The sequence below is a fragment of the Marinobacter sp. R17 genome (assembly GCF_003789045.1).
GTDB classification, from domain to species: Bacteria; Pseudomonadota; Gammaproteobacteria; order Pseudomonadales; family Oleiphilaceae; genus Marinobacter_A; species Marinobacter_A mangrovi.
In genome coordinates this window covers 71,160-97,353 of the sequence record NZ_RHGZ01000005.1, presented here as the reverse complement: position 1 = coordinate 97,353, position 26,194 = coordinate 71,160, and the positions used below count along the sequence as shown (strand labels likewise).

Annotated in this window: 27 protein-coding genes; 10 read left to right on the top strand and 17 right to left on the bottom strand. The window is 63.8% G+C overall.

The annotated features are described in order from the left end of the window. Positions 1–22 precede the first annotated feature (22 nt). The 5 genes from EB809_RS05595 to EB809_RS05575 all read right to left on the bottom strand — a co-directional run bounded on the left by EB809_RS05595 (position 23) and on the right by EB809_RS05575 (position 6,848). A complete protein-coding gene (locus EB809_RS05595; protein WP_123633837.1) occupies positions 23–796 on the bottom strand; it encodes an SDR family oxidoreductase in 774 nt (257 codons plus the stop codon). Between the two features lie 56 nt (positions 797–852). Then, entirely contained in the window at positions 853–1,992 is a 1,140-nt protein-coding gene (locus EB809_RS05590; protein ID WP_123633836.1) for an acyl-CoA dehydrogenase family protein, read from the bottom strand. Positions 1,993–2,005: 13 nt separating this feature from the next. Then, positions 2,006–3,193, bottom strand: coding sequence for an acyl-CoA dehydrogenase family protein (locus EB809_RS05585; RefSeq protein WP_123633835.1), 1,188 nt, complete (start codon positions 3,191–3,193; stop codon positions 2,006–2,008). Between the two features lie 305 nt (positions 3,194–3,498). After that, entirely contained in the window at positions 3,499–4,680 is a 1,182-nt protein-coding gene (locus tag EB809_RS05580) for an acetyl-CoA C-acyltransferase (protein WP_123633834.1), read from the bottom strand. A gap of 68 nt (positions 4,681–4,748) precedes the next feature. Next, positions 4,749–6,848, bottom strand: a complete 2,100-nt coding sequence (locus tag EB809_RS05575; RefSeq protein ID WP_123633833.1) for a 3-hydroxyacyl-CoA dehydrogenase NAD-binding domain-containing protein — start codon at positions 6,846–6,848, stop codon at positions 4,749–4,751. 207 nt (positions 6,849–7,055) lie between these two features. Here EB809_RS05575 and EB809_RS05570 point away from each other — a divergent pair, with 207 nt between their 5' ends. The 3 genes from EB809_RS05570 to EB809_RS05560 all read left to right on the top strand — a co-directional run bounded on the left by EB809_RS05570 (position 7,056) and on the right by EB809_RS05560 (position 9,078). Next, positions 7,056–7,676, top strand: coding sequence for a TetR/AcrR family transcriptional regulator (locus EB809_RS05570; RefSeq protein WP_123633832.1), 621 nt, complete (start codon positions 7,056–7,058; stop codon positions 7,674–7,676). 85 nt (positions 7,677–7,761) lie between these two features. Beyond that, positions 7,762–8,070 carry a hypothetical protein gene (locus tag EB809_RS05565; protein ID WP_123633831.1) on the top strand — a complete coding sequence of 103 codons (309 nt, stop codon included), beginning with the start codon at positions 7,762–7,764 and terminating at the stop codon, positions 8,068–8,070. Between the two features lie 111 nt (positions 8,071–8,181). Further along, positions 8,182–9,078 carry a DMT family transporter gene (locus tag EB809_RS05560; protein WP_123633830.1) on the top strand — a complete coding sequence of 299 codons (897 nt, stop codon included), beginning with the start codon at positions 8,182–8,184 and terminating at the stop codon, positions 9,076–9,078. On the opposite strand, the gene EB809_RS05555 is transcribed toward EB809_RS05560, so the two are convergent. Continuing rightward, a complete protein-coding gene (locus EB809_RS05555) occupies positions 9,079–9,948 on the bottom strand; it encodes an alpha/beta fold hydrolase (protein ID WP_123633829.1) in 870 nt (289 codons plus the stop codon). Positions 9,949–10,112: 164 nt separating this feature from the next. Between EB809_RS05555 and EB809_RS05550 the strand changes: the two genes are divergently transcribed. Then, positions 10,113–10,748 carry a MarC family protein gene (locus EB809_RS05550; protein WP_123633828.1) on the top strand — a complete coding sequence of 212 codons (636 nt, stop codon included), beginning with the start codon at positions 10,113–10,115 and terminating at the stop codon, positions 10,746–10,748. Positions 10,749–10,862: 114 nt separating this feature from the next. After that, on the top strand, positions 10,863–11,264 hold the full coding sequence (locus EB809_RS05545) for a group III truncated hemoglobin (protein ID WP_123633827.1): 402 nt from the start codon (positions 10,863–10,865) through the stop codon (positions 11,262–11,264). Positions 11,265–11,276: 12 nt separating this feature from the next. Here the strand turns inward: EB809_RS05545 and EB809_RS05540 are convergent, their stop codons facing one another. Beyond that, positions 11,277–11,795, bottom strand: coding sequence for a hypothetical protein (locus EB809_RS05540; RefSeq protein ID WP_123633826.1), 519 nt, complete (start codon positions 11,793–11,795; stop codon positions 11,277–11,279). Between the two features lie 206 nt (positions 11,796–12,001). Here EB809_RS05540 and EB809_RS05535 point away from each other — a divergent pair, with 206 nt between their 5' ends. Beyond that, on the top strand, positions 12,002–12,334 hold the full coding sequence (locus EB809_RS05535) for a DMT family transporter (RefSeq protein ID WP_123633825.1): 333 nt from the start codon (positions 12,002–12,004) through the stop codon (positions 12,332–12,334). A gap of 18 nt (positions 12,335–12,352) precedes the next feature. Here EB809_RS05535 and EB809_RS05530 read toward each other — a convergent pair whose 3' ends face one another. From EB809_RS05530 to EB809_RS05515, 4 genes are all read right to left on the bottom strand, one after another. Further along, the gene (locus EB809_RS05530; protein ID WP_123633824.1) at positions 12,353–13,807 is read right to left on the bottom strand and encodes a succinylglutamate desuccinylase/aspartoacylase family protein; all 1,455 of its coding nucleotides are present in this window, start codon (positions 13,805–13,807) and stop codon (positions 12,353–12,355) included. A 71-nt stretch (positions 13,808–13,878) separates the two neighbouring features. Continuing rightward, positions 13,879–14,250: a DUF2784 domain-containing protein gene (locus tag EB809_RS05525; protein ID WP_123633823.1), complete on the bottom strand. Its 372-nt coding sequence runs from the start codon at positions 14,248–14,250 to the stop codon at positions 13,879–13,881. A 57-nt stretch (positions 14,251–14,307) separates the two neighbouring features. Then, complete coding sequence (locus EB809_RS05520) at positions 14,308–15,117, bottom strand: OmpA family protein (RefSeq protein ID WP_123633822.1); 810 nt, start codon at positions 15,115–15,117, stop codon at positions 14,308–14,310. 25 nt (positions 15,118–15,142) lie between these two features. Next, a complete protein-coding gene (locus tag EB809_RS05515; RefSeq protein ID WP_123633821.1) occupies positions 15,143–15,520 on the bottom strand; it encodes a DUF4398 domain-containing protein in 378 nt (125 codons plus the stop codon). Between the two features lie 335 nt (positions 15,521–15,855). Here EB809_RS05515 and EB809_RS05510 point away from each other — a divergent pair, with 335 nt between their 5' ends. Continuing rightward, the gene (locus EB809_RS05510; protein WP_123633820.1) at positions 15,856–16,398 is read left to right on the top strand and encodes a macro domain-containing protein; all 543 of its coding nucleotides are present in this window, start codon (positions 15,856–15,858) and stop codon (positions 16,396–16,398) included. A 9-nt stretch (positions 16,399–16,407) separates the two neighbouring features. Here the strand turns inward: EB809_RS05510 and EB809_RS05505 are convergent, their stop codons facing one another. Next, entirely contained in the window at positions 16,408–18,051 is a 1,644-nt protein-coding gene (locus EB809_RS05505; protein ID WP_317848704.1) for an MBL fold metallo-hydrolase, read from the bottom strand. 128 nt (positions 18,052–18,179) lie between these two features. On the opposite strand from EB809_RS05505, the gene EB809_RS05500 reads away from it, so the two are divergent. Further along, positions 18,180–18,605, top strand: a complete 426-nt coding sequence (locus tag EB809_RS05500) for a thioesterase family protein (protein ID WP_123633819.1) — start codon at positions 18,180–18,182, stop codon at positions 18,603–18,605. Positions 18,606–18,771: 166 nt separating this feature from the next. Here the strand turns inward: EB809_RS05500 and EB809_RS05495 are convergent, their stop codons facing one another. The 4 genes from EB809_RS05495 to EB809_RS05480 all read right to left on the bottom strand — a co-directional run bounded on the left by EB809_RS05495 (position 18,772) and on the right by EB809_RS05480 (position 23,208). After that, positions 18,772–20,058, bottom strand: coding sequence for an MATE family efflux transporter (locus EB809_RS05495; RefSeq protein ID WP_263316976.1), 1,287 nt, complete (start codon positions 20,056–20,058; stop codon positions 18,772–18,774). A gap of 167 nt (positions 20,059–20,225) precedes the next feature. After that, positions 20,226–20,723 (bottom strand): thiol peroxidase, encoded by a 498-nt coding sequence (gene tpx / locus EB809_RS05490; protein WP_123633818.1) that lies wholly within the window; start codon positions 20,721–20,723, stop codon positions 20,226–20,228. Between the two features lie 217 nt (positions 20,724–20,940). After that, positions 20,941–22,158: a Bcr/CflA family multidrug efflux MFS transporter gene (locus tag EB809_RS05485; RefSeq protein WP_123633817.1), complete on the bottom strand. Its 1,218-nt coding sequence runs from the start codon at positions 22,156–22,158 to the stop codon at positions 20,941–20,943. 135 nt (positions 22,159–22,293) lie between these two features. After that, on the bottom strand, positions 22,294–23,208 hold the full coding sequence (locus EB809_RS05480) for a LysR family transcriptional regulator (protein WP_123633912.1): 915 nt from the start codon (positions 23,206–23,208) through the stop codon (positions 22,294–22,296). Positions 23,209–23,318: 110 nt separating this feature from the next. Here EB809_RS05480 and EB809_RS05475 point away from each other — a divergent pair, with 110 nt between their 5' ends. Next, positions 23,319–23,993 (top strand): haloacid dehalogenase type II, encoded by a 675-nt coding sequence (locus EB809_RS05475; RefSeq protein WP_123633816.1) that lies wholly within the window; start codon positions 23,319–23,321, stop codon positions 23,991–23,993. Here EB809_RS05475 and EB809_RS05470 read toward each other — a convergent pair. Then, the gene (locus tag EB809_RS05470) at positions 23,990–25,138 is read right to left on the bottom strand and encodes an alpha/beta fold hydrolase (RefSeq protein ID WP_223807827.1); all 1,149 of its coding nucleotides are present in this window, start codon (positions 25,136–25,138) and stop codon (positions 23,990–23,992) included. The two genes, EB809_RS05475 and EB809_RS05470, sit on opposite strands and share 4 nt — an antisense overlap. 146 nt (positions 25,139–25,284) lie before the next feature. Here EB809_RS05470 and EB809_RS05465 point away from each other — a divergent pair, with 146 nt between their 5' ends. Continuing rightward, the gene (locus EB809_RS05465; protein WP_123633814.1) at positions 25,285–26,172 is read left to right on the top strand and encodes an acyltransferase; all 888 of its coding nucleotides are present in this window, start codon (positions 25,285–25,287) and stop codon (positions 26,170–26,172) included. Positions 26,173–26,194: the final 22 nt, after the last annotated feature.

The following is a 26,194-nucleotide window of genomic DNA, read 5'->3' as shown; positions in this document are numbered from 1 at the left end:
CGTATGGCGGGTGGACCTCAACTCAGGACACCAACGTCCCGCCATCTACCGCCAGACACTGCCCGGTAATATGCCGGCCGGCCTCGGACGCCATCAGCACCGCGGCCCCTTTCAGGTCTTCCTCACCGCCAAACCGGTTCAGCGGAATGCGGTCCAGCATGGTGTCGCCCTGGGCGTCCAGCAGGCCCTGGGACATTTTGGACGGGAAAAAACCCGGGCACAGGGCGTTCACGTTGATGTTGTGGTGGCCCCATTCTGCTGCGAGCGCCCGGGTGAAGTTCACCACGGCGCCTTTGCTGGTGTTGTAGGCGATGGTCTTCATGGCTTCCGGGTTGCCGGACAGGCCAGCGATGGAGGCGATGTTGATGACTTTGCCGGTGTGGCGCGGGATGAAGCACTTCTTGGCCACCGTCTGGGTCAGGAAGAAGACCGCGTTGACGTTGAGGTTCATCACTTTCATCCAGCCTTCGGCCGGGTAATCCTCGGCGGGCGCGCCCCAGGTGGCGCCGGCGTTATTGACCAGGATGTCGATGTCGCCCAGACCGGCAACGATGTTATCCACAACCGCCGGAATGCCTTCCAGGTCGGACATATCCGCCGCCAGGGTCATCACCTCGACGCCCTGCTGTTTAAGATGGGCTTCTGCTTCGTCCAGTTCATGCTGTTTGCGGGCAGTGAGAGCCACTTTGGCTCCCATTTCGCCCAATGCTTCGGCCATCTGCAGGCCCAGACCCCGGGAACCGCCGGTGATCAGGGCCACCTTGCCGCTCAGGTCGAAGAGTTGTTTAACGCTCACTCACTTCCCCTTACTGTTGAATCGGGTGCTGCCGTGACGGCAGCACCCGTCGGGTTTCAGGCGCTTTTCAGCAGCCCGTCGCTGACTTGGCCGAGGTGGTAGTCGGCATCGCCGAACTGCAGGTTGATCAGTGTCAGCCGCTTGAACAGGTGCGCGGCGAACATCTCGTCCGTGACGCCCATGCCGCCGTGCAACTGGACCGCCTGCTGGCCCACGTAGCGGGCCGACTGGCCGACCAGGGTCTTGGCCATCGACACGGCTTCGCGCCGTTGTTTGCGGTCGTCGGAGTCCGCCATGCTGGCCGCCAGGATGGCCATGGATTTGGCCTGCTCGGCGGCGATGAACATGTCCGCCAGACGGTGCTGAATGACCTGGAACTTGCCGATGGGCATACCGAACTGCTGGCGGGTCTTGACGTACTCCATGGTGGTCTCGTTGAGCGCTTCCATGGCGCCGACGGCTTCGGCGCACAGGGCGGCGATCGCACGGTCCACGCCCTTCTCGATGATGGGCATGGCCTGGCCACGGGCACCGATGCGGTCATCGTCACTGACCATCACGCTGTCGAGGATCACGTCAGCCACCCGGTGACCGTCATGAGTGGTGTATTCCTCGATCTCGACACCGGAGGTGTCGTGGTTGACCAGGAACAGGGACACCGGCTCTGTCGGCCGCCCGCCCCGGCGCCCGGAGACGATCAGGTAGTGGGCGCCGGCGGCATTCAGAACCGCTGTCTTGCGCCCGTTCAGGATGTAGTCGTCGCCGTGTTTCTGGATCTCCGTTCTCACGTAATCCAGGTTGTGACGCCCGCCGGGTTCCTGATGGGCCAAGGCCAGGAATTCCTCGCCGGTAGCGATTTTCGGCAGGATCCGCTCTTTCTGCTCGTCGGAACCGGCATCCTGGATGATGCCGCCGCCCAGCACAACGGTGGACAGGTAGGGTTCGACCACCAACGCACGGCCGAAACTTTCCATCACCAGCAGGGTGTCCATCGCATTACCGCCCAGGCCGCCGTATTCCTCCGGCAGGGTGTAGCCCAGCAGACCCATTTCCGCGAACGCGTTCCAGGTCGGCTTGTCCAGACTCTGGCCGGCGGCAATGATCTCCTTGCGCTTTTCAAAGCCGTATTCGTTGGCCAGGAAGCGACGCAGGGAGTCCTGCAGCATTTGCTGTTCTTCGGTGAGATTGAAATTCATGATGCGCGCCTCCTTACAGTCCCAGAACCCGTTGGGCGATGATGTTGCGCTGGATCTCGTTGGACCCGCCAAAAATCGACAGCTTGCGCATGTTGAAGTAGTCGCCGGCGGCCGGTGTGGCGTCGGGCGAGCCGACGCGGGATCCGGGGTAGTCCAGCTCCAGCGCTTCCGGAATGTGCGCCAGGGCGTCGGGCCCCACCGCTTCCATCATCAGCTCGAACAGCGCCTGGCCGATCTCGGTGCCGCGAATCTTCAGGATCGAGGCCTGCGGACCGGGACCGTTCTCATCGGTCAGAACGCGCAACACGGTCAGCTCCAGGGCCTTAAGCTCGATCTCCAACTGAGCCAGGCGGTCGCGGAAACGGGTGTTTTCAATGAGCACCCGGTCGCCGTCCGGCTGCTCCTCGGCAATTTCCCGGAGCCGTTTCATCATGGCTTTCCACTGGCCGACGTTGGCCAGGCCGGTGCGCTCATGGCCCAGCAGGAACTTGGCGTAGGTCCAGCCCTTGTTCTCCTCGCCAACGAGGTTTTCCACCGGCACCTTCACGTTGTCGAAGTAGACCTCGTTAATCTCGTGCTCGCCGTCGAGCATGATGATCGGCCGCACGTCGATACCGGGGGTGTTCATATCGATCAGCAGGAAGGAAATGCCTTCCTGTGGCTTGCCCTCGTTGCTGGTGCGCACGAGGCAAAAGATCCAGTTGGCGTGCTGGCCCAGGGTGGTCCAGGTCTTCTGACCGTTGACGATGTAATGATCGCCTTCGCGAACTGCCTTGGTCTTCAGCGAGGCGAGGTCGGAACCGGCGCCGGGCTCGGAATAGCCCTGGCACCACCAGTCCTCGCCGCTGAGGATGCGCGGCAGGTACTTCTGCTTCTGCTCTTCATTGCCGAAGGCCATGATCACCGGGGCGACCATGCGCAAGCCGAAGTCCAGCTGGCGTGGTGCACCGGCGAGGGCGCATTCCTCCTCGAAAATCAGCTGTTCGACGGGCGACCAGCCCGGCCCGCCGTGTTCCTTCGGCCAGGTCGAAGCGCCCCAGCCCTTGTCGAACAGAATCTTCTGCCAGCGCTGGGTCATGGCCTTGTCCGGACGCAGGCGTTTTTTGACGCGGTCGCGAATGTCTTTGGGGAGATTGTCTTTCAGGAACCGGCGCACTTCCTCGCGGAAGGTCGCCTGCTCGGGGGTATAGTTCAGGTCCATGGCTAACCTCGTTGTCAGGTCGACGTCTGGAAACGCTGTCTTGTTGTGGGTGCTCGTTTTAAATGTAGCTGATGGTTTGGCTTTCGGTGGTGGCCGGATTGATGCCAGGGTTTCCAGGCCGTGATACTTGGCCTGGAGTGACCGGTTACGCTCCCTCTCCCCTTGCGGGAGAGGGCCGGGGAGAGGGGGATCGGTTGTCTTGGCGCCCGGTGAATCCAGGTGCAGACGTCCAACTCGTCTCCCCCTCTCCCCAAACCCCTCTCCCGCCAGGGGCGAGGGGCTTAAAAGACCAAACCTCGGCGATATCAGGCGACCTCGAACAGCCCGGCCGCACCCATACCGGTGCCGACGCACATGGTCACCACCACGTACTTTACGCCGCGCCGTTTGCCTTCGATCAGCGCGTGGCCGACCAGGCGGGAACCGGTGGTGCCGTAGGGGTGGCCCACGGCGATCGCGCCGCCGTTGACGTTCAGGCGATCCATGGGGATGCCCAGCTTCTCCTGGCAATACAACACCTGGACGGCGAAGGCTTCGTTCAGCTCCCACAGGCCGATGTCGTTAACGGTCAGACCGTGGCGTTTAAGCAGTTTGGGGACCGCAAACACCGGGCCGATGCCCATCTCGTCCGGCTCACAGCCGGCCACGGCAAAGCCGCGGAAGATCCCCAGAGGCTCGATGTTGCGCTGCTCCGCCAGAGTGCCGTCCATCAGCACGCAGGCGGACGCGCCGTCAGAGAACTGGCTGGCGTTCCCGGCCGTGACCACACCGCCGGGCATCGCCGAGCGGATCTTGCTGACGCCTTCCAGGTTGGTGTCCGGGCGGATGCCTTCGTCCTGGCTGACGGTGACTTCCTTCGTGCTCAACTGGCCGGTGGCCTTGTCCGCGACGCCCATGGTGGTGGTGATGGGCACGATCTCGTCGTTGAATTTACCGTCTTCACGAGCCTGGGCGGCCAGCTGCTGGGAGCGCACACCGTATTCGTCCATGGCTTCCTTCTTGATGCCATAGCGCTCCGCCACGGTTTCGGCGGTCTGCAGCATGGACCAGTAAAGCTCCGGCTTGTTCTTCGCCAGCCAGGGTTCCATCAGGTAGTTCTGGTTGACGTTGGCCTGGACGGTGGAGATGGACTCCACACCGCCGGCGACCATCACCGGCACCTTATCCACAGCGATGTGCTGGGCGGCCATGGCGATGGCCTGCAGGCCGGACGAGCAGAAGCGATTGATGGTGGCGCCGCCGACGGTGACCGGCAGACCGGCGCGGATCGCGCCCATGCGGGCCACGTCATTACCGGTGGAGCCTTCGGGCAGGGCGCAGCCCATCAGCACGTCTTCGATTTCGTTGGGATCGACCTTGGAGCGCTCGACCGCGTGCTGGATGGCGTGGCCGGCCAGGGTGGCGCCGTGGGTCATGTTCAGCCCGCCGCGCCAGGACTTGGCCAGCGGCGTACGGGCGGTGGATACGATGACGACATCATTGGACATAACAATTCTCCTGTTGGCGGGCCTGCCCGGAGGCAACCCCGCTTGAATGCGTTGACCGGATACCCGAGTTATTTGGAGCGCTCATCGAAACGCTTGCCTTCGGCGGCGCAGCGCGCCAGCAGCGGCGCCGGTTCCCAGAAGCCCGGCTGGGTGTGGGTGTCGGCGAAGGGTTCCATGGCGCGGACCACATTGGGCAGGCCCACTTCCTCGGCGTAGTGCATGGGGCCGCCGCGGAACACCGGGAAGCCGTAGCCGGTCAGGTACACCATGTCGATGTCGGAGGCGCGCTGGGCGATGCCTTCGTCCAGCAGGCGGGCGCCCTCGTTGACCAGGGCGTAGACGCAGCGCTCGACGATTTCCTGGTTGCTGATCTTGCGCGGGGTGATGCCCAGCTCGGCGCGGACCTCGTCCACCACCTTATCCACTTCCGGGTCGTGCAGGGCGTTGCGGTTGCCCGGCTCGTAACGGTAGAAGCCGGCGCCGGTCTTCTGGCCGTAGCGGCCCATCTCACACAGGCGATCGGCGACGACCATCTTCGTCATGTCCGGGTGCTCGGCATACAGGCGCTTGCGGATGGCCCAGCCGATGTCGCCGCCAGCCAGGTCTGCCATGCGCAGCGGGCCCATGGCAAAGCCGAACTTCTCGATGGCCTTGTCGATCTGCTGGACGGTGGCGCCTTCTTCCAGCATCAGGATGGCTTCGCGCTGGTACTGGTTGATCATGCGGTTGCCGATGAAGCCGTCGCAGACGCCGGAGACCACAGCGGTCTTCTTGATGGTCTTGGCCAGTTTCATGGCGGTGGTCAGCACGTCCTTGGCGGTCTTGTCGCCACGAACCACTTCCAGCAGCTTCATGATGTTGGCCGGGCTGAAGAAGTGCAGGCCGATGACGTCTTCCGGGCGTTTGGTGAAGCTCGCGATCTTGTTCAGATCCAGGGTGGAGGTGTTGGAGGCGAGGATCGCGCCCGGCTTGCAGGTGGCGTCCAGCGTCTCGAAGACGGACTGTTTGACGCCCATTTCCTCGAACACCGCTTCGATCACCAGATCGGCGTCCTTCAGGTCGTCATAGGACAGGCTGGGCGTGAGCAGATCCATGCAGGCTTTCGCCTTGTCTTCGCTCATCTTGCCTTTCTTCACACGGCCTTCGTAAACCTTCTGGATGGCCGCCACGCCGCGGTCCAGGCCTTCCTGCTTCATTTCCACCAGGGTGACCGGGATGCCGGCGTTGAGGAAGTTGATGGTAATGCCGGTGCCCATGGTGCCGCCGCCGATCACGCCGACCTTTTGGATGTCGCGGGTCGGGGTGTCGCTCGGCACGTCGGCGATCTTGCTGGTCAAGCGCTCGGCAAAGAAAGCATGGCGCAGGGCCTTGGATTCCGGCGTCTGCAGAAGATTGGCGAAGGCTTCGCGCTCGACCGCCATGCCCTGGTCAAACGGCTTGGTGACGGCGGCTTCCACGGCGTCCACGCACTTCAGCGGCGCCGGGTAGTTCTTGGCCACCGCGCCCACGGTGTTGCGGGCGAACATGAAGAAGCCTTCCGGGTTGGCGTGGGTCGCTTTCAGGTCGCGCACGCGCTTGAGCGGCAGCTTCTCGGCAACGACCTTTTTCGCGTAAGACAGCGCGCCTTCGAGCAGGTCGCCGTCGACGATGTCATCGAACAGCGGGCTGCCCTGGAACTGTTTGGCCGGCACGGCGGCGCCGGAGACGATCATGTTCAGGGCGTGCTCGACGCCGATCACCCGCGGCAGGCGCTGGGTACCGCCGGCACCGGGCAGAATGCCCAGCTTCACTTCCGGCAGGGAAATCTGCGCGTCCGGCTTGGCGACGCGGTAGTGACAGCCCAGCGCCAGCTCCAGGCCACCGCCCATGCAGGCGCCGCTGATGGCTGCAATCACCGGCTTCTTCGCTGTCTCGAGGTAGTTAATGACGGTGGTCAGGATGGGCTCGGCCAGCATTTTCGGCGTGCCGAACTCGCTGATGTCGGCGCCGCCGGAGAAGGCACGGTCAGAACCGATCAGGACCACGGCCTTGATAGCGTCATCGCTTTCGGCCTTTTTGATGCCATCCACAATACCCTGGCGCAGGGGCAGCCCCAGGCCGTTCACCGGCGGGTTATCCAGGCGGATAACGGCGATCTCGCCGTTCACGTCGTAGTGCGCGCTACTCATCGCGTTGCTCCTTGTTGGCAGGCGGGGCGAACCATGGCGCCGACCCGCGCGAAAGATGGAAGACAGGTGCCGGAGTCGTCGGGTGATGGCTCCATACACTGGTGTATTGTTTTTCCGTACACTAATGTATGTTGTGGGTGCGGTCAACGCTTGGCCGGTTCATGTAGAATCCCACGTCATGATGTCAGGACAGGAACAGAGTGCTGTATGAGTGAAGCCAAAACCCGGAGTACGCGCAGACCGGCGTCGTCCGGCGACAAGACCCAGTTGACGCGCGATCACTGGCTGGACGCCGCCGCCGGTGAAGTGGCCTCCAGCGGATTCAGCCATCTGCGGGTGCTGACGCTGGCTAAGAAGCTCGGCGTGACACGGGGCAGTTTCTACTGGCATTTCAAGGACCATGAGGATCTGGTGGTCAGCTTCCTGAATCGCTGGCGCGACCGCCGCCTGCACGAACTGCAGTATTGGAAGCCCCAGGGCGGGGACGTGGAAATCGAATTGCGCAAGATCCTCGAACTGCTGCTCACCGATGCGGCCCGCAACGTGCGCCGGTTGCAGGTGGAGTTGGCGGTGCGCGATTTTGCCCGCCGTAACGCGTACGCCGCCGAATTGGTGGCCCAGGTGGACGAAGCGCGGATCAACCAGAATTGTGAGCTGTTCAGCCGCATCAGCAGTGACCCGGAGCGGACGAAAGACTTGTCGATGCTGCTGTATGTTGCGACCATCGGCTCCCAGGTGGTCCTGACCGGCCGCAGCGGAGAAGAAGACGATATCGGCCGTATTGAGGACCTGATGGCGCGCATCGTGATGGGCCAGCGGGATACGTGAACGACGCTTTACGGTTTGGTAACGGCGCCCATCGCCACACACGTGGTAGCGTTCCTTTACCTTAGATGGCCAAGGAGTATCCGCCATGAAACGTCTACTGATGACCGCTGTCCTGCTGACCGGGACTATGGGTGTCGCCTACGCCGGTGGCCACCATCACGATGGTTACGATGACTTGCCGCCCGGCCTGCAGAAAAAGGTCGATCGGGGGGAATCGCTGCCTCCCGGATGGCAGAAGAAGCTGCACCGCGGCGATCATCTGCCCGACGACTACTATCGCTATGGGGATGTCCACCATGTGGATGATCGCTACGACAGAGTCCGCATTGAAGATAAGGTATACCGCGTGATTCGCGATACCCGCGAGATTGTCGATATCCTCAACAACTCCTGACGACAAGCGGTGTCGCCAAAGCGACAGGTGACGCCGCGCTGCAGCATTTCTTTTGGGGTTACGCTACCCTTTCGGTCCTGTTTCGAGGATTTCGCGACAAGGACGTAGCCCATGCCCATCGCCGCACATTACTGCCTGACGGTCCTGATCTGGGGGCTGACCTGGACGGCGATTCGCCTGCAGGTGGAGTCGGCGCCTGTGGATATCTCCGTCTTCTATCGATTTGTGCTGGCGGCGGCGGTGACCCTGGGCGTGCTCAAGCTGGCGCGCCAACTTCCCAAATTGAGTTGGCTGCAGCATCGCTGGCTGGTGCTGCAGGGGCTGACCCTCTACAGCGTTAATTTCCTGCTGATTTACCGGGCTGCCGAGTCCATGACCTCCGGCCTGCTGGCGGTGGTGTTTTCCCTGGCGGCCCTGTTCAACGCCTTCAACGGTTGGCTGTTGCTGCGCCTGACGCCGAACCGGCGGATCTATCCCGCAGTGGCGTTGGGTGTGACCGGGGTGGCGCTGCTGTTCTGGACCGATCTGGAGTTGGGCAATGCCCGCGCTTCGGCCATCCTGTTCGCCCTGGCGGGCACTTACTGGTTCTCTTTCGGCAACCTGATCAGCCTCAAGGTCCGTGCGGCCGAGGTGCCGCTATTGGTGGGCAATGCCTGGGCGATGTTCTACGGGGCGGTGATCTTGGGGGTATGGTGCCTGATCAAGGGCGTTGAATGGCAGTTGCCGGCCGCGCCCAGCTTCTGGGGCGCGACGCTGTTCCTGGCGATCCCCGGCTCGATCATCGCGTTCTACAGCTACCTGACGGTGATCCGGACGCTCGGCGCCGACCGCGCGGGCTATGCCACCGTATTGTTTCCGGTTGTCGCGCTGAGCGTGTCCACCTGGCTGGAAGGCTTCCAGTGGACCGCACCCGCCGTGGTCGGCGCGGTGCTGGCGTTGTTGGGCAACTACGTGTTGTTCCGCAAACCGGCGGCGCCGAAAGCCGATGCCAGCACCTCCCGTCCCTGATTACTCAGCCAGGAAATCGTTCAGGTAGCCGGCCACTTCCGCTGGCTGCTCCTCCTGCAGGAAGTGGGCGGCGTCCACCTGTTCCACCCGGATGCTCTCGAAACAGTCTTCGATGTGGTTCAGGTACTCGGGGATGATGACCTTGTCCCGGTTGCCGTAGATATACAGCCCCGGCATCGGCCAGACGTGGCCCCCGGTGGTGGCCCAGCGTTTGGCGTCGTCGTGGAAGGTGCGGTAGTAGTTGGCGCTGGCGCCCGGCGTACCGGGGATGCGGAACATGCGCACGTATTCCTGCAGGGCATCCTCGGGAAAGCCGTCGCGGCGCCAGGTCCGCAGGAAGTGCTTGAGCCAGGTTTCCTCGTTGCCGGGAATCATCGCCTCCGGCAAATCGGGGGTCTGCAGGAAGTGCTGGTACCAGTACACGCTGCCACTGCCGGAGCGCACCGTCTCGATCACTTCCTGGTTGCCTTTCAGGTTGTTGATGATCGCGATGTTCATGATCACCAGTTTGTTCACCCGGTCGGGGATCGCCAGCGCGATTTCCTGGGCGACGATGCCGCCCCAGTCGTGGCCGACCAGATAGAAGTCGTCGATCTCCAGCGTGTCCAGCAGCGCCATGACGTCCCGCGCCAGGGCGGCTTTGCGGTAAGGCTCCTGGCCCGGGGTGCGCTCGCTGTCGCCCAGCCCGCGCAGGTCCGGTGCGATCACCCGCAGGCCCGGGTCCAGATGCTCGGCGACACCGGCCCAGCAATAGCTGCTTTCCGGCCAGCCATGGATCATCACCACCACGGGGCCATCGGCTGGCCCGCTTTCCCGATAGGCAAATTGTCCTCGCGGTGTTTCGAGGGTTTCCGGGTGGCTCAGGGGCATAGGCTCTCCGATGGATCGGCTTTCAGGTTCGTCAGCTTCCCACAATACACCCCTGTATGGAAACCCGTTGCCGTCCGGTTGCAATTACGCATAGTCGTCGGTACCGGTCTAGGCTATGGTCTGCAGCCCTTTGAGTTTCCTCCTGTTTGTTGACCGGAATTGCCATGTTACACACGTTTTTCGCGACCTATCTGAGTAGCGCCATCCGCTTCCTGTTCCTGCTGGCGCCGTTCTTCGTCGTCACCATGTTCCTGGCCCTGACCCGGGGTGATGACGCCGGCCAGAAGAAGCGGGTGATCAACCGATCGGTGTTTTCGGCGCTGGTCCTCGGGCTGGTGCTGTTCTTCGCCGGCCCGTTGTTGTTCGAAGCGATCGGGATCACGCTCAATTCCTTCCGGATCGGCGCCGGATCGCTGCTGTTCCTGACCGCGATCAGCCTGGTGACCAGCGGCACCCGCAACCACGCCACCAGTCTGCCGGAGGAAAACCGGGACGATGTGGCGGTGGTGCCGCTGGCGATTCCCATCATCATCGGGCCGGCCACCATCGGTGCCATCCTGGTCTACGGCGCCGAGCTCAACACGGTGCCGGAAATGGCCGGTGGTGTGCTGGGGCTGGTCACCGGACTGTTGGCCCTGGGCGTGCTGCTGCACCTGTCGGGTTACCTGGAAAAGGCGCTGGGCAAGACCGGCTTGAACATCATGTCCAAGATCAGTGGCCTGATCCTGTCGGCGATGGCGGCGGAAATCGTGATGTCCGGGATCGCCGGTTTTATCCAGTCGGCGGGGCTGGTGGGCTGACCGGTGACCCGTTGCAAAAACGGGGTGACGGGGTCGGGTAAACCTGCGTTATCATCAGAAGTTCGCCGGAGGAATGCCTGAGGCATTCCCGAACCTGAATGGGGCGGAGGGCCTATGGATCTCGACAATCCTGCTGCGATCCACCGCATGGTACAGCTGTTCTACGCCAGCCTGCTGGATGATCCGGTGATGGAACCGGTGTTCATGGAGGTGGCTGGCGTGCATCTGGCCGAGCATCTGCCGATGATTGAAGGCTACTGGTGCAAGATGCTACTGGGCAAGGACACCTACCACCGCAACATGGTCTATCGCCATGAACGCGTCCACGACAAGTTCCCGCTGAGTCGTGAACACTTCGAACTCTGGTTCGACCATTTCAACCACACTCTCGACACCCACTTCGAAGGCCCCTATACGGAAAAGGCCCGCAAACTGGCGCGCCGGATCCTGCGTAACCTGGCGCGCTGGCTGAATGCCCGGGATGCCGAGATGGCGGCGGCTGCCGCAGACTCTTAGTGCCCGCTCGTTCTATTGATCCACCGGGCAGCGGGTTTTGACCGGTGCCCAGTGGGGCGGATCGGCCACGCCCGGCATGTCGCCGGTGGTCGGCCGGATCGCTTTGAAAATCTGGCCTTTGTAGGTCACCCACTGGCCGACCGTGTAAGTGTCGGAGAACGTCCAGTCCGGCGCCGGCTGGCAGTCCGCTTCTGACCGATCGCCCGGTTCGCCCAAAACGGCGTCCTGATCGTCGGCTGTGCCGACGGCGCTGCCGGTGTTCTTGCCATGGCCTTTCGCTTTGGCGGGGGCCTTGCAATCCGGTTCCTTGTCCAGCGGTTTCCAGGCGAAGCCGCCGCCGTCCGGGCGCTTGCCTTCCTGCCATTCCTGGGCCGCCCACCATTTGCCGTCGTAGAACACGATTTCACCCGCGTCGTAATAGCGGCTCGGCAGCCAGGCGTTGTCTTCCGGGGCGCAACTGCGCTCAAGGGCGCTGGCGTTCAGGGCGGTGAGAGAAAGCAGGAAAAGCAGCAGGGTAGCCGTCAATCGCATAGGGTCGTCCATCCGGGCGAATCCGGAGACCGCCCTGTTGTGAGGTTGTTGTGGTGCCAGACTGCCCGGGAACGGCGGCGGGATCAAGCGCAATGAGTGACGTGCGTGCCGCCTCCGTAGTTCCCCCGGTGGTTGCCGCCGCTGCCATCGGTTACGCTTGCCGGTTCGTCATCGTCCGGCGAAGGAATGGAAGAGGAGTAACGAACATGCAGCAATGGCTGATTCTCGGTGCCGCGATCTGCTTTGAGGTGATTGCCACGTCGGCCCTGAAGGCGTCGGAAGGCTTCTCGAAGTTCTGGCCGTCGCTGCTGGTGGTGGTCGGCTATGGGCTGGCGTTTTACTTCCTGGCCCTGACCCTGCGTACGATTCCCGTCGGCATTGCCTATGCCGTTTGGGCCGGTGTGGGCGTGGCACTGATTACCCTGATCGGCTGGCTGGTGTTCAACCAGACGCTGGATCTGGCGGCCGTGATTGGCATCCTGTTCATCGTGACCGGGGTGCTGATTCTCAACATCTTCTCCAGGGTCACGCCGCACTGAACAGGATGCCCGCGCCGGTCAGTCCTCATCCGGACCCTGTTCCGGGCCGCGGGCTTCGGTGCCCATGTGGTAGGTGGCAAAGCCGGCCATGACCACCTGATCCACCGCCATGCCGATGACCCGGCCATCCTGTTCCGCGCGGATCGGGTGCTGGGCGTTGGTGATCGGGTCGGTGACGATGCCCAGCACCTCACCGGCTACCACTTCGTCCCCCAGATCCACATCGCTCACCAGAATGCCGCCGTGTTTGGCGCGCAGCCAGGTGGAGTTGTAGTACACCGGCTCAGGTTTGCCCCATACGAACAGCCGGGAAATCATGCCCTGCTTTTCCAGCAGGCTGTTGATGCTGTTGACCCCCGCCTTGATCTGGTTTTCCTGGATGCGCAGCGATTCCCCGGCTTCCATGGTGACGGCGACGATGCCGTGGCTGGTCGCCGCCGTGCGCAGCATGCCCGGTGTCCCCTGGCTGTGGACCACGGCCATCTTGTCGAAACCCTCGGTGAATGTCGCCACTGAGCTGATGTGCATGTCCGCCCGCAGCTGGGCCAGGTTGGAGCGCTTGAGCGAGCCGGTGTGGATGTCCACCAGCATGTCGCAGTGGCGGATCACGTCGTTGAACAGAGAATAGGCCACGCGGGATGCCAGGCTGCCGTTGGGATCACCGGGAAAGTTTCGATTCAGGTCGCGCCGGTCCGGCAGATAGCGGGAGCCGCGCTGGAAGCCCTGCAGGTTGACGATCGGCACGCCGATCAGCCGACCGCTCAGCTCGTCCGCCTGGATGTCGTACATGACCCGGCGAATGATCTCGATGCCGTTCAGCTCGTCCCCGTGGACGGCGCCCGTCAGGCACAGGTTGGGCCCCGGCCGCGCGCCGTTGATCACGAGTACCGGCGTGGGCTGGTTGAGGCCCGCCATGGTGGTGTCCGGCGTCCAGCCCAGGCGGGTGGTGGTGCCCGGGCGGACTTCGGTACCGAGGATCACCAGCGGTTCGGCCGGTGGTGCTTCCTGCGGCGCCTCGTCGGTAGCGGTCTGTTCGTCGGCCGTTGTGGAATCAGGGCCGGGTGCGGTGGCGTCCGCGCCGGGTTCTGTCGGTTCCGGTGTTGCCGAGTTACCAGTTGCTTCCGGCGATTGCTCGGGTGGAGGCGATTTTGGGGCCGGTTCCAGAGTGGGCGCCACCTGTTTCAGGTCAACGTTGGGGGCAATCCGGGTCGGAGTGGCCTCGGCCTCGTCCGGTGGGGTGGCGGCCGCTTCCGACATGCTTTCCGCTCCGGCGGTTTCCGTGGCCGTGTTCTCAGCGGCTGGCGCGGCCTGGCTGGCCTCGATGTCCTCCACACTCTCGTCTTCCGACAGTTCCACGGGATGAGGCTGTTCCGGCGCCGGTTCCTGGGCCCAGAGGGTGGCGCTGAAGAGCACGGCGCCCAGGGTCGGCAGGATTCGGCGGGGACGCACGGACAGCGAAGAAGACGGCAACATGTCGGGTATTCCTTGAACGACTTAACTCACGGCGAAGCGCCTATTCTGCCTACGACCGCGGATCAACAACATTAAGATCCTGTTGCCTTCCGGCGTCGGATCAGCCAGCCGTAAATCGCTAGGTTGATCAGGACCACGCCGACACCGAGTGCGATCTGCACCGTGCGGGTCAGGCCCGGCGGATAGATTAAAGGTAGCAGGTAGTGAGCAATGAAGCTGCCGCGGTAGCCGGCCTCGCCGGCCCATTGCCGCAACTCGATTTCCAGGGGTGTGAGTGGGCAGAGCCAGCCGTTGAGCATGACCAGCGTCGCCCAGATCAGGGCCGGCACGTGTAGCCAGACGAACCCGCGCCGCCACAGGATGAGCAGGCCTCCGAGGACGGCAAACGCGATAAACAGCAGGTGCAGGACGAGGACGGCATCCGCCGCCAGGCGCCAGATCATCGGGGCTTAAACGGGAAAGGCTGGCCGGCCTTGGGATGACCGGCCAGCGGGTCCGGGTCAGCGACTCTTGATGTCGCCGTTTTCATCCGAAATGACGATCTCGACCCGACGGTTCTGCTGACGTCCGGCCGAGGTGTCGTTGGTGGCTACGGGGTACTGCTCGCCATAGCCTTTCACTTCGACCCGGGATGAGGCGATCCCCGCCAGCATCAGGGCATTGCGCACGGATTCGGCGCGCCGCTCGGACAGCGTCTGGTTGTAGGACGCGGCGCCGGTACTGTCGGTGTAGCCTTCAACCCGCACCCGTCGTTCCGGGTACTCGTTCATGAAATCCGCCAGTTTTTGCACCGTGCGTTCGCCGGCAGGCTTGAGGTCCGCCTTGTTCACGTCAAACAGCACGTCGCCCAGGGTCAGGACCATGCCGCGCTCGGTCTGTTTGGCCTGCAGCGCCGCCATTTCGGCTTTCAGGCGTTCCGCTTCGGATTGCGCCTGCTGGGTCTTCATGGTCTGGGCCTGCAGGGTCAGTTGATCTCGGCGGCTTTCCGCCGATTTGATTTCCTCCTGCAACCGGGCGCGTTCGCCCTGCTGGCTGGCGATCTCGGCGTGGCGATTGGCCAGGTAAGCGGCCTGTTCCACCCTGTCGGTGTCGGCGCCGTCCTCAAGCAGGTTCTCGGCCTTCTTCAGGGACAGCTCGGCTTCGCGCAGTTGGGTCGAGCCGGCGCGGGCGACGTAGGGATCGTCGGCGATCGCCTGATAGGAGGCGCGTGCCTCGTCCACCTTGGCGTTCTGCTGAGGAGTACTCGCGCAGGCGGTGAGCAGGGCGGACAGCGCCAACGCGGAACCCGACATCAATATCCGTTTCGTCATGATGATAACCTCCTGGAATCCGCTGTTACTGCTGCGCCTGGTTCAGACGCTGGCGCAGCTGTTCGATGTTGGCGTTGATTTCCTCGACGGCCTTACGGGCCTTCGCGGTTTCCGAGCGGGCGGCCGCCAACTGGGCATCAACGGTGGCCTGCTGCAGCAGATCCCCCGCCTCGTTGAACTTCTCGTCTTTGATCAGTTGCTCGGCATCCGCCACCTTGTTCTGGGCCCGGTTCAGCAGCACTGGTTCGAAGTCGCGGGCGTCGGAGGATTCCGCCTGCTGGATGGCGTTCTCAGCGGCGGTCTTGTCTTCGGTGGGAATCTTTCCCGAACTGGCGCAGGCTGCCAACATGGTCGACAGCCCCAGGGCCAGTGCCAAACGGAGGTAATAAGTCTGCCTTATCATTCACCCTCTCCTTGTGCTTGCGGTTGTAGGTCCAGCCTGCATGGCTGCTCGTCACTCGCCGATTGCCCCTTTCTGGGAGGGGCTGTTTCACCAGGAGCACACTTCTTGACTACGATTAAAAATAGCAGCTGGCTTTGATTTCTGTATGAAAAATGTGCAACTTGACGGGGTGGATCGTCGGGCTGTACGCATGCGCGCGTCGCGGCCCTGAGGCAGGCTGACCGCGGTTCCGGCACCCTTACGATCTGGTCATATTCCTGATTTTTCGCCGATTACCAGCTGTTGGCGTCTGCGGAAACGCGATCACCGGCCCGGACCAACAAGGGGGAGGCAGGATGTTTGAACTGAATCGCCATGGCGTCACCGTGAGCTGTGTGCAGGGGGACATCACCCGGCAGCCGGATCTCGACGCGGTCGTGAACGCGGCCAATGCGGAATTGCGACCCGGTGGCGGCGTCGCCGGGGCCATCCATCGGGCGGCCGGGCCGGAGCTGGATGCGGCCTGCCGTTCCTTGGCGCCGATTCGGCCGGGGGATGCGGTGATCACCGCGGGATATGGTTTGCCCAACCCCTGGGTGATTCACTGCCTGGGTCCGGTGTATGGCCGCGATACGCCATCAGACAGCCTGCTGGCGGACTGCTACCGCAATGCAGTGGAGCTGGCGGACAAGGAGCAGCTGCACTCCATCGGCTTTCCCGCCCTATCGACCGGAGCCTTTGGTTATCCCATGGAAGCGGCAGCCGAAGTGGCTTTCCAGACACTCTTGGCGCTGTGCGCGTCCCTGAGCCATGTGCAGCAGATCCGTTTTGTCCTGTTCAGCCACGACGATGCGGCCCTGCATGGACGGGTGTTGCGGCGGGTTGGGGTATCCAACTGAGCGTGGGGATCAGCGGAGGGCCCAGTGCTCGCCGTCCCGTGTTGCCCGGCCGTCTTTTTCCAGCTTCAGCAGGTGCGCCAGCAGCGAGCGCGAGGCCAGACCATGCAGGGCCGGCGCGGCATCGGCGTAAGCGTCCGGCACCAGATCGTCGAGCGGCGCGGGTCCGGTTTTGCGTAGCGCCCGGATGACCTTGCGCTCGCGGTTCAGGCGGTGGGTGACCAGCAGGTCAATCACGATCTGTGGATAAGCCAGCAGGAAGCCGTGCCCCGGCGCGATCCAGTCGATCTCTTCTTCCAGCAGATGATGCAGGGAATCCAGGTAGTCCGCCATGTCGCCATCCGGTGGATTAATGACGACGGTTGAGCCTTGCATGATGTGATCGCCGGAAAACAGCATGCGCTCGCCTTCGTGCAGGAAGCACAGGTGGTTGGAGGCATGGCCGGGCGTGTGCAGGATTTTCAGCCGGGCATCCGCCAGTGTCATCACGTCGCCGTGGGCCGGGGTGTGGTCGGGTACGAACGACGTATCCTGGAAGCTGTCGTCCGGCGGTGCCAGGCCAATCAGCGGCGCGCCGGTGGCCTCCTTCAGTGCGCGGGCGCCGGGACTGTGATCCCCGTGGGTATGGGTGACGAGGATGGCCCGCACCTGGTTTCCGGTCCGTTTCAGCAGGCGTTCGATGTGTTCGGCGTGATGGGGGCCGGGGTCGATGATCAGGGCGCCGTCGGCGTCTTCGATCAGGTAGGTGTTGGTGCCGGGACCGGTCATCACGCCCGGGTTGGGGACGGTCAGGCGCCAGATGTGTTTGCCCAGGCGCACCCAAAGGCCGGGTTCGATCGTCGCTTCTGCGGTGCCGTAGCCTTCCGGATCGCGCTTGCGCACTTCGGGATAGGCGGCGTCGCCGGGATCCAGGGTGACCAGATCGCCGTTCTTGCGGGCGGGCCAGGGTTCGGTGGGAAACGGCTGTGGCCGGTTGCGCCGGGCGTCCGCCAGGGCGTCGTCCAGGCGGTCAAAACGGGCCAGCCGGCGCAGGACGGTCAGCGTCGGGGCGCCGAACTGTCGCTTGCCCACACGATGTTCTTCCAGCGCCTGCTGCGGGTTGAGCCAGCAATGATCGATCGTCTCCCGGCCATCGTGGGCGGCCGCCTGGTCTTCCGGCGCTTCCGCCAGGAAGAAGCGGGTATCGAACCGGCGCGGGGCGCCGGGCGGCGTCACCCAGTGGTCGATGTAGTGCAGTCGGTCCAGGGGCAGGGTCAGGTTGTGGGCCCGGCACAGGTCGGCCATGGGCCGTTCACCGTGCATGATGGCGTGGCGGTCTTCGTCCAGGGCGGGGTGGTTCGCGCCGATGGTGGCGCCATCGGGATCCTCGGCCAGCAGCAGGCCTGCTTCTTCGAAACACTCGCGGATGGCCGCCACCAGGTAGCCCAGTCCGTCGGTGTCGATGCCCAGCATCTGGCAGGCGGACGCTTCGGAGTGGCCGGTCAGCCAGGGTATCAGGTCCGGGTGGGTGTCGATGGTGTCCACGGCGCCGCCGGGGAAGACGAAGTAACCGGGCAGGAACGCGGCCTGGTGACTGCGCTGCAGCATCAGGACTTCGAAGCCGTTGGCGGCCTCCCGCAGGAGCGCCAGCGTTGAGGCAGGTCGCGGTTGCATCATGGTGACGTTCGCTGACTGGAGAATGAAAGCATCAACGATAGCGCGCCTTGAATGCGAATGCGACCGTGGCGGTAAACGCGTAGACTACGGCTCCTTTTGTCTCCAACGTGTCACGAACGAGCAGTATTATGGCCCGAGTTCAACTCTCCTTTCCCGATGACGTCTTTGTTTTCTCGACGGAAATGCCGGTGCGGATCACCGACATTAACGGCGCCAGCCACCTGGGCAACGATGCCCTGATTTCCATGCTGTCCGAGGCCCGGGCGCAGTTGCTGGTGAAGTACGGGATCGGGGAGGTGGATCGGGACGGTGCCGGGATCATCGTGACGGACCTGGCCACCATGTATCAGTCGGAGTCGTTTTTCCCGGAAGTGCTACGCTTTGAAATCGGGCTGACGGATTTCAATAAATACGGCGGGGATTTCGTGTTCCGGGTGACCAAGGCGGAGTCCGGGCAGCCGGTGGCGTTGGCCAAGTATGGGTTTGTTTTCTTCAACTATCGGGAGAAGAAAGTCGTGCCGATGCCGGAGGCGTTTCGGGCGAAGTTTCCCTAGGCCGGCACACGCATGAAATCTTGTGCCGGGAAGTGAATGGGCATTCTTGCCTACGCTGCATTAGACGGCCGTCCCTGGCCGGCTAATGCGACCGGCACGTCCCTGTGCCTCCTCCGGCAAGGATGACCATTCGCTTCCTTCATACCTCGAGTTGACGTGACCGGTTTCAGGCTGGTTCGGCGACGGCCGTGCGCAGCTTCACCATGCCCTGCCGATAGAACAGATAAGCCTGCGTCCCGGCCGCCAGGTTGCCCACCAGCGCCCCGCTGAGCAGCCCTTCGATGCCGCCGATCTGCGATCCGATCCAGAGGCAGGGCAGGTAGCACAGGAACAGCCGCAGCACCGAGACCAACAGGGCCCGCATCGACAGCCCCAGCGCGTTGCAGACCGACACCATCAGCATGCACACCCCCAGCCCGCAGTAACTCAGCGGCACTCGCACCAGGTAGCTGTGCAGGACGGTCGTGACCGACGCGTCCGCCGTGAACAGGTCCGATACGAAACCGGACAGTGCCAGCCACACCAGACCGATGGCCAGTTGCCAGATCACGACGAAGCGAACGGCAATGCGCACCAGCTTGCGGATGCGGTCGATATCGCCCGAGCCCAGGAAGCGGCCGATCATGGGCGGCATGGACATGGTCAGGGCCAGCACCACGACGATGGAGAAAAACTCGAGCCGGGTACCCAGACCCCAGGCGGCGACGGCCGCGGTGCCGAAACCGGCGACCAGCGCCGTGGCGAGGCTGGCGGCGAGGGGCGGCATCAACTGGCTCATCATCGCCGGGGCCATGATCCCTCCCAATTGACGCACGGCGGGTCCGAGGGCCAGGGCCGACAGGTCAAAGCGCAGCCAGCCGCGCTTCAGCAGTTTGGGATAAACCCCCAGGATGCCCACGGTGAAAGAGGTCATGGTGGCCAGCGCGGCGCCGGGCAGGCCCCAGTCGAAGACGAAGATATACAGCGGGTCCAGCGCAATGTTGACCAGGCTGGTGGCCACCATCATGTAGCCGGGCAGGCGGGTATCGCCGTGGGAGCGGCACACGCTGTAGCCGAAATAGGCCATGGCGCCCAGCCAGGCGGCACCCAGCCAGGGGATCCAGTAGGTGGAGATCAGCGGCATCAGGCCGGGCTCGGCGCCCAGCAGTTTCAGGATGGGGTAGCGGGAAAGCCAGAGCAGGCCCACCAACAGCAGGACCATGCCGCCGCCAATGAAGACCACGAGACCGCCCAGCCGTTCGGCCCGGGTTTCATCGCCGGCGCCCAGCGTGCGGGAGATGATGGCCGTGGTGGCGATCCCCAGTCCCACCTGCAGGCCGATGATCAGTTGCTGCATCGGTACGGTGAAACCCAGCGCCGCCAGCGGATCCCGGCCCAGTTGCCCGATGAAGATGCTGTCCACCAGCTGGAAACTCATCAGTGACAGCACGCCGAACAGCATGGGCCACGTCATGACCAGCAGTTGGCGGCCGAGGGGGCGGTTGGGGTCGATTTGGGCTCTCACGTCAGCGGGAAACCTGCGGGTCCGGACACAAAATGAACGGGAAGTTTACCAGCCGGAGCCAGGAAGGGCAGTGCGGGATGACCGGGGCCCACAGGCCCCGGCGCATTGACGATGGATCAGAGAACGGCGAGGGCCGCCTCGTAATCCGGCTCGTCCTTGATTTCGCCGACGAGCTGGCTGTGCAGGACGGTGTCGTTCTCGTCCAGCACGACGACCGCGCGGGAGCACAGGCCTGTCAGCGGGCCGCTGTTGATGGCCACGCCGTAGTCTTCGCGGAAGTCGTCGTTGCGGAAGGTGGACAGGGTTTCCACGTTTTCCAGACCCTCGGCGCCGCAGAAGCGGCCGGCAGCGAACGGCAGGTCAGCGGAGATCACCAGCACGACGGTGTTGTCGAGGCTGCCGGCCTTTTCGTTGAACTTGCGGGTGGACGCCGCGCAGACGCCGGTGTCGACGCTGGGGATGATGTTCAGGATCTTGCGTTTGCCGGCCCAGGCGCTCAGCCCCTTGTCTTCCAGGCCGCTGGTGGTCAGCGAGAAATCCGGGACTTTGTCGCCCTTGGCAGGGAATTGACCGCCGATCTCCAGCGGGTTGCCATCGAGTGTGACCTTGCTCATGAAAATGCTCCTTGTCGTTTGGCCGTACTTGAGTGATGGATCGTTTTACCACGCCTGGTGCAAAACGGATCTGTCGACTTTTGGATTAGGCGTCGGCGAAAACCGTGAGAGAAGTCTAGACCGGAATTCGTCCTGGAGGTTCGGAAATCAGGTGTCCGGCGGTTGGCGTGGACTGACTGCTCATCGTCAGGTGCGAGTCGACGCCGAACCCTTATCCTCAGCCATGACTGGGCACGACGTCAAAACTGGGCGCTGGGTAGCGGGCGGTGCGCAGCAGGTAGGCGACACCGGCGGCCAGGGCGCAGCCGGCAATGATGCTGGCCATGGTCTGGCTGGTGCCGTTATGCAGGTGACCGACCAGGGCGCCGGTGCCGGCGGCGGCCGCCATCTGGATAAAGCCATACAGCGCCGAGGCGGATCCGGCCATGTGCGGGAACGGCGCCAGGGCGCCCGCCATGGTCTGGGGCATCACCATGCCCACGCCGATCATGAACACCATCTGCGGCAGGATCACGGCCGCCCGGGTGAACACCTCCGCCCAGGCGAGCCCGGCCATCAGGGTGCCGCCGGTGACGGCGATGATCAGGCCCAGGCGCAGCATCTGGTCGGGCGACAGGCGACGGCCCAGTCGGGCCGCCAGAAAGCTGCCAGCCATGTAGCCGAACACCATCACCGAGAAATAGGCGCCGAAGGCTGTCGGCGACACGCCCAGGAAATCGATCAGCACGAAGGAGGCGCCGGACAGGAACGCGAACAGGCCGGAGAACAGCAGCGCGTTGGTCAGTGCGTAGCCCTGGAACGACCGGTCGCAGGCAACGGTCCAGTAGTTCCGGACAAGGTTCGCCGGCTTCAGGGTTTGTCGGTAATGGCGCGGCAACGGCTCGGGCAGGCGCAGCGCGATGATCAGGCTCAGAGCCACCGCGTAGACGCCCAGGGCCAGGAAAATCGATGGCCAGCCGAAACCGGTCAGCAGGGCGCCGCCCAGCGTCGGTGCGATGGCCGGTGCCACGGCCATGATCGCCGCCAGCAATGCCATGATGCGGGCGGCTTCCCGGGGGCTGTGGATATCCCGCACGGCGGCCCGGCCCAGCACCGGTCCGGCGGAGCCGCCCAGGGCCTGCAGGAAGCGGCACAGGGTCAGTGCTTCGATGCTTTCAGACAAGGCGCAACCGACGCTGGCCAGGGCAAACAGCAACAGGCCGCCCACCATGATCGGCTTGCGGCCGAAACGGTCTGCCAGGGGGCCGCAGATCAGTTGAGCCAGGGCGAAGCCGGCCAGGTACAGGCTCAGGGTCAGCTGGACCTGGCCGGTGTCCGCCTGCAGCGTCGCCCCCAGCTCGGGCAAGGCTGGCAGGTACATATCCGTGGCCAGCGGTCCCAGGGCAACGGCCGCAGCGAGCAGGATCGTGGTGGACAGGCTGGTCAAGGACAGCATGAGCCGGAGGACTCCAGAGATTTGAGAAGGACTGCGAATAAATGGGTTCGTCAGTTATCAGGAGACAGCTTACGGAAAGACCGACGTCCGATAACGGCCGGATCGTTCATTCGATATATGAATAAAAGTGATGGGTTATTGCGGCGGGTGTTCCGGCAGCTGGCTGGCGATCGTCAGCAGCTGGTTGCGGACCCAGCGCTGCGCCGGATCCTTGTGGTGGCGCTGATGCCAGAGCAGGTACAGACTGAAGGTGCGATGACGGAAGGGCAGTGGGGCAACGGCAAAGTCCCGCAGGATGCCGTCCTTGAGGCGCGCGGGCGCGGATGCCAGCAGCGGGGTATCCCGCAGGAAGGCCGGCAACCCCGAGAAGTTGGACACGGTCACTGCCGCCTCCCGGACGAGGCCCTGGCTGGCCAGGACCTCGTCCATGCCCAGGCGCTCGCCGGTGTTGAAGACGATGGAGATGTGCCGGCTGGCCAGGTAATCGGCCATGTTGGCTGGCGCGTCCCGCTGGGCCGGGTCGTAGAACACCACCATGCGGTCGTCCAGCAGGCGGCGCTGGATGATGTCGCTGGCGGGCGGCGGATGCGGGGTGATCATCAGGTCGCACAGCTCCCGGCGCAGTCGGTCCGGTGTGGGAATGCCGGACGGCATGACCTGCAGTTCGATGCCTGGTGCTTCCGATTGCAGCACCTTCGCCAGGGCCGGCAGCAACAGGTCGCGCTGGTAATCGTTGGCGGCGATGGTGACGGTCAGACGGGCTTCGGCCGGTATGAACGGCGGGCCCAGCGCCAGCCCACGCAGTTCCTGCACCAGTTGGCGCACGTGGGGACCGGTGTCCAGCGCGTAACGGGTCGGTGTAATGCCCCGGCCCGCCTTGACGAACAGCGGGTCACCAAGGGCCTGGCGCAGGCGGTCCAGTGTATGGCTGACCGCGGACTGGCTCACCCCGAGGGACACCGCGGCGGCGGACACGCTGCCTTCGTCCAGCACCGCCAGGAAGACGCTGAGCGAGCGGACATCGAGGTTGAATTGATCGATCGGATTCATGAATCGCAGTGTACGGCGGTTGTCCAGAGACGGCCAGCGTCGCATACACTGACTGGCAAGGTTCCATTCCCCGGCCCGCCGGATCGGGCCCTGAACAAGGCGAATTTCCCATGAGCATGCATCTGGCGTTCGATGTCTACGGCACCCTGGTGGATCCCCAGGGCATGAGCGATCACCTGAAAGCGGATTGCGGTGAACAGGCCGCCACGGTCAGCCGCCTGTGGCGGGAGAAGCAACTGGAGTTCTCGTTCCGCCGCGGGTTGATGCGTCTGTACGCGGATTTTGGCGTCTGTACCCGCGAGGCCCTGCGCCACGCCATGGCGCTGCAGGGGCTGACGCTGTCGACGGCGCGGGAGGACGACCTGATGCAGGCTTACCTGACCCTGCCGGCCTTCCCGGATGCCAAGCCCATGCTGGCGGAGTTGGGTGAGGTGTATCCCTGCTACGCGTTTTCCAACGGCAGCTACCCGGCGCTGGAAAAAGTGCTCGGCCATAACGGTTTGCGGGACTATCTGACCGGGCTGGTCTCCGTGGATGACATCAAGAGCTTCAAGCCCGACCCGGCGGTGTACGCCCACGCCCGGCGTGCCACCGGCGCCTACGATCAGCCGCTTTGTCTGGTGTCGTCCAATGCCTGGGACGTGATCGGGGCCCGCTCGGCCGGGCTGTCCGCGATCTGGGTGCAGCGGGACCCGGCCGTGCCGTTCGAGGATTGGGGGCTGACGCCGTCGGCCGTTATCCACAGCCTGCAGGGATTGCGTGAGGCCCTGGACGACATCGCCTAGTCCGAGCGCTCCGCCAGCCAGTCGGCGATCTCGATCCAGCTGGCTTCCGGCGCCTGACTGCCCGCCAGGATGCCCATGTGTCCGCCGGGCACGACGCGGAAGGTCTTGTCGCTGGAGCTGACGTGGTCCATCACCCGCTTGGCGGCGCCCGGTGTGACCATGGTGTCGCCCTCGCCGGCAATGGCCAACAGGTTGGCGTGCACGTTCTCAAGCCGGGCCATGTCGTCGCCGATCTGGATTTCCCCGTCCGACAGCTGGTTGTCGATCCAGACCCGCACCAGCGTGTCCTGGATGATGCCGCCGGGGTAGGCCACCATGCGATCGAGGAACGCCGAGGTGGTGGCGTGGTTGGTGACGAACTCCCGGTCTCCCAGGCGCAGCAACAGTTCCCAGTAACCCATGGCACTGCCAATGGGGTTGGTCAGCTTGAAGCCGATGGTGTTGGCCCACCCCGGCGTGTGCAACCAGTGCGGGCGCACATCGTGAATGCGAAAGCCGGTATGGCGGCGCACCAGTCCCGCCACATCGCTGAAGCGCCGGTACATCAGTCCCATCAGGCCGGAGGCGTGGCTGTCGATGGGCGAGCCCAGCACCACCGTGTTGCGGATATGGCGATCACCGCTCAGGGCTGTGTAGAACAGCGTGAACATCCCGCCCATGCTCCAGCCGTGCAGGCTCAGGTCCTGCTCGCCGCTGTGCTGGCGCACGGCATCCAGGTAGCGGGGCAGCAGTTCGGCCACGTAGGTGTGCAGGTTGTAGTGGCTATGCCGCCGGGTGGGCATGCCCCAGTCGATCAGGTACACCTCGAAACCCCGGGCGCGCAGGTAGCGCACCAGGCTGCGTTGCGGGAAGAGATCGTAGATCAGCATGTTCACCGCCAGCGGCGGGACAATCACGATCGGTACGCGGTGGGTGGTGGGTTCCACCGGTACCGTATCGTCGCCCAGCTGGATGCTGAAACTCTCCAGCGGCGGGTAGTAGCGCAGGCTCACCAGGCCGTCTTCGGCCAGTGTCTCATAGGGCGTCTTGCCGGCCAGCACCATCTCCGCGGAGCGGAAGACGCGATCGAACGCGTTGCCGGCATAATCCCGGGTTTGCCGGCTGAACCGGGCGCCGCGCTGCAGGGTGGACTGGATCAGGTTCACGGTCAGGTCCTGTTGGCGAAACATGGTCGCAGTGTAATGACTCAGGTCCACCAATCAGTGGCGGACCCGGCATCCACGTCGGGCATTTTGGCCAGTCGCTTGTTATCATGAGCGCCGGTTTCCCGATGCCTGAATGGACAACAACAATGCTGAGTTTTCTGCCCGCCCCGGTCCGGGGTGTCATTGCCGCCGTGCTGCTCGCCATCAACACCGTTTTCTGGTGCGTGCTGCTCTACATTCCGGCGCTGCTCAAGCTGATTCCGATCAAGCCCTGGCAGGGCTTCTGCACCCGGATCATCATCATGATTTCCGAGGCCTGGGTGGCCTGCAATACGGGTTGGCAGATGCTGACCCAGAGCACGAAATGGGACGTCGAAGGGGCCGATAAGCTCCGCCGTGAGGGGTGGTACCTGGTGCTGTCCAACCACCAGAGCTGGGTGGACATCTTTGCCATGCAGCGGGTGTTCAATCGCCGGGCGCCGTTCCTCAAGTTCTTCCTCAAGCGGGAGCTGATCTACGTGCCGGTGATCGGCCTGGCCTGGTGGGGCCTGGATTTCCCGTTCATGAAGCGTTATTCCCGCGAGTACCTGATCAAGCACCCGGAAAAGCGCGGCCAGGACATGGTCTCCACCCGCAAGGCCTGTGAAAAATTCCGCTTTGCACCGGTCTCGGTGATGAACTTCGTGGAAGGGACCCGTTTCACCCCGGCCAAGCACGCCAAACAGAAATCCCCCTACAAGCACCTGCTGCAGCCCAAGGCCGGTGGGGCCGGGTTCGTACTGGACGCGATGGGCGATTCGATCGAAACGCTGGTGGACGTGACCATTGCCTACCCGGGCGGGGCCCCGAGCTTCTGGGATTTCCTCTGCGGCCGGGTGTCGACGGTTCGCCTGCGCATCGACACCGTGCCCATTCCGGCTCACCTCAAGGGGCGGGATTACAGTGAGGATGCCGCCTTCCGCAAGGAAATGAAGGCCTGGCTGGGCAGCGTATGGTCCGAGAAGGACCAGATGCTGGATTCGCTGAACGCCTGATTCAGGCGCGAATCAGAGGCGC

Coding starts and splice junctions, on each gene's coding strand:
- EB809_RS05590 (WP_123633836.1), bottom strand. CDS start 1,992: ATGAATTTCAATCTCACCGAAGAACAGCAAATGCTGCAGGACTCCCTG.
- EB809_RS05585 (WP_123633835.1), bottom strand. CDS start 3,193: ATGGACCTGAACTATACCCCCGAGCAGGCGACCTTCCGCGAGGAAGTG.
- EB809_RS05580 (WP_123633834.1), bottom strand. CDS start 4,680: ATGTCCAATGATGTCGTCATCGTATCCACCGCCCGTACGCCGCTGGCC.
- EB809_RS05575 (WP_123633833.1), bottom strand. CDS start 6,848: ATGAGTAGCGCGCACTACGACGTGAACGGCGAGATCGCCGTTATCCGC.
- EB809_RS05570 (WP_123633832.1), top strand. CDS start 7,056: ATGAGTGAAGCCAAAACCCGGAGTACGCGCAGACCGGCGTCGTCCGGC.
- EB809_RS05565 (WP_123633831.1), top strand. CDS start 7,762: ATGAAACGTCTACTGATGACCGCTGTCCTGCTGACCGGGACTATGGGT.
- EB809_RS05560 (WP_123633830.1), top strand. CDS start 8,182: ATGCCCATCGCCGCACATTACTGCCTGACGGTCCTGATCTGGGGGCTG.
- EB809_RS05555 (WP_123633829.1), bottom strand. CDS start 9,948: ATGCCCCTGAGCCACCCGGAAACCCTCGAAACACCGCGAGGACAATTT.
- EB809_RS05550 (WP_123633828.1), top strand. CDS start 10,113: ATGTTACACACGTTTTTCGCGACCTATCTGAGTAGCGCCATCCGCTTC.
- EB809_RS05545 (WP_123633827.1), top strand. CDS start 10,863: ATGGATCTCGACAATCCTGCTGCGATCCACCGCATGGTACAGCTGTTC.
- EB809_RS05540 (WP_123633826.1), bottom strand. CDS start 11,795: ATGCGATTGACGGCTACCCTGCTGCTTTTCCTGCTTTCTCTCACCGCC.
- EB809_RS05535 (WP_123633825.1), top strand. CDS start 12,002: ATGCAGCAATGGCTGATTCTCGGTGCCGCGATCTGCTTTGAGGTGATT.
- EB809_RS05530 (WP_123633824.1), bottom strand. CDS start 13,807: ATGTTGCCGTCTTCTTCGCTGTCCGTGCGTCCCCGCCGAATCCTGCCG.
- EB809_RS05525 (WP_123633823.1), bottom strand. CDS start 14,250: ATGATCTGGCGCCTGGCGGCGGATGCCGTCCTCGTCCTGCACCTGCTG.
- EB809_RS05520 (WP_123633822.1), bottom strand. CDS start 15,117: ATGACGAAACGGATATTGATGTCGGGTTCCGCGTTGGCGCTGTCCGCC.
- EB809_RS05515 (WP_123633821.1), bottom strand. CDS start 15,520: ATGATAAGGCAGACTTATTACCTCCGTTTGGCACTGGCCCTGGGGCTG.
- EB809_RS05510 (WP_123633820.1), top strand. CDS start 15,856: ATGTTTGAACTGAATCGCCATGGCGTCACCGTGAGCTGTGTGCAGGGG.
- EB809_RS05505 (WP_317848704.1), bottom strand. CDS start 18,051: ATGATGCAACCGCGACCTGCCTCAACGCTGGCGCTCCTGCGGGAGGCC.
- EB809_RS05500 (WP_123633819.1), top strand. CDS start 18,180: ATGGCCCGAGTTCAACTCTCCTTTCCCGATGACGTCTTTGTTTTCTCG.
- EB809_RS05495 (WP_263316976.1), bottom strand. CDS start 20,058: ATGACGTGGCCCATGCTGTTCGGCGTGCTGTCACTGATGAGTTTCCAG.
- tpx (WP_123633818.1), bottom strand. CDS start 20,723: ATGAGCAAGGTCACACTCGATGGCAACCCGCTGGAGATCGGCGGTCAA.
- EB809_RS05485 (WP_123633817.1), bottom strand. CDS start 22,158: ATGCTGTCCTTGACCAGCCTGTCCACCACGATCCTGCTCGCTGCGGCC.
- EB809_RS05480 (WP_123633912.1), bottom strand. CDS start 23,208: ATGAATCCGATCGATCAATTCAACCTCGATGTCCGCTCGCTCAGCGTC.
- EB809_RS05475 (WP_123633816.1), top strand. CDS start 23,319: ATGAGCATGCATCTGGCGTTCGATGTCTACGGCACCCTGGTGGATCCC.
- EB809_RS05465 (WP_123633814.1), top strand. CDS start 25,285: ATGCTGAGTTTTCTGCCCGCCCCGGTCCGGGGTGTCATTGCCGCCGTG.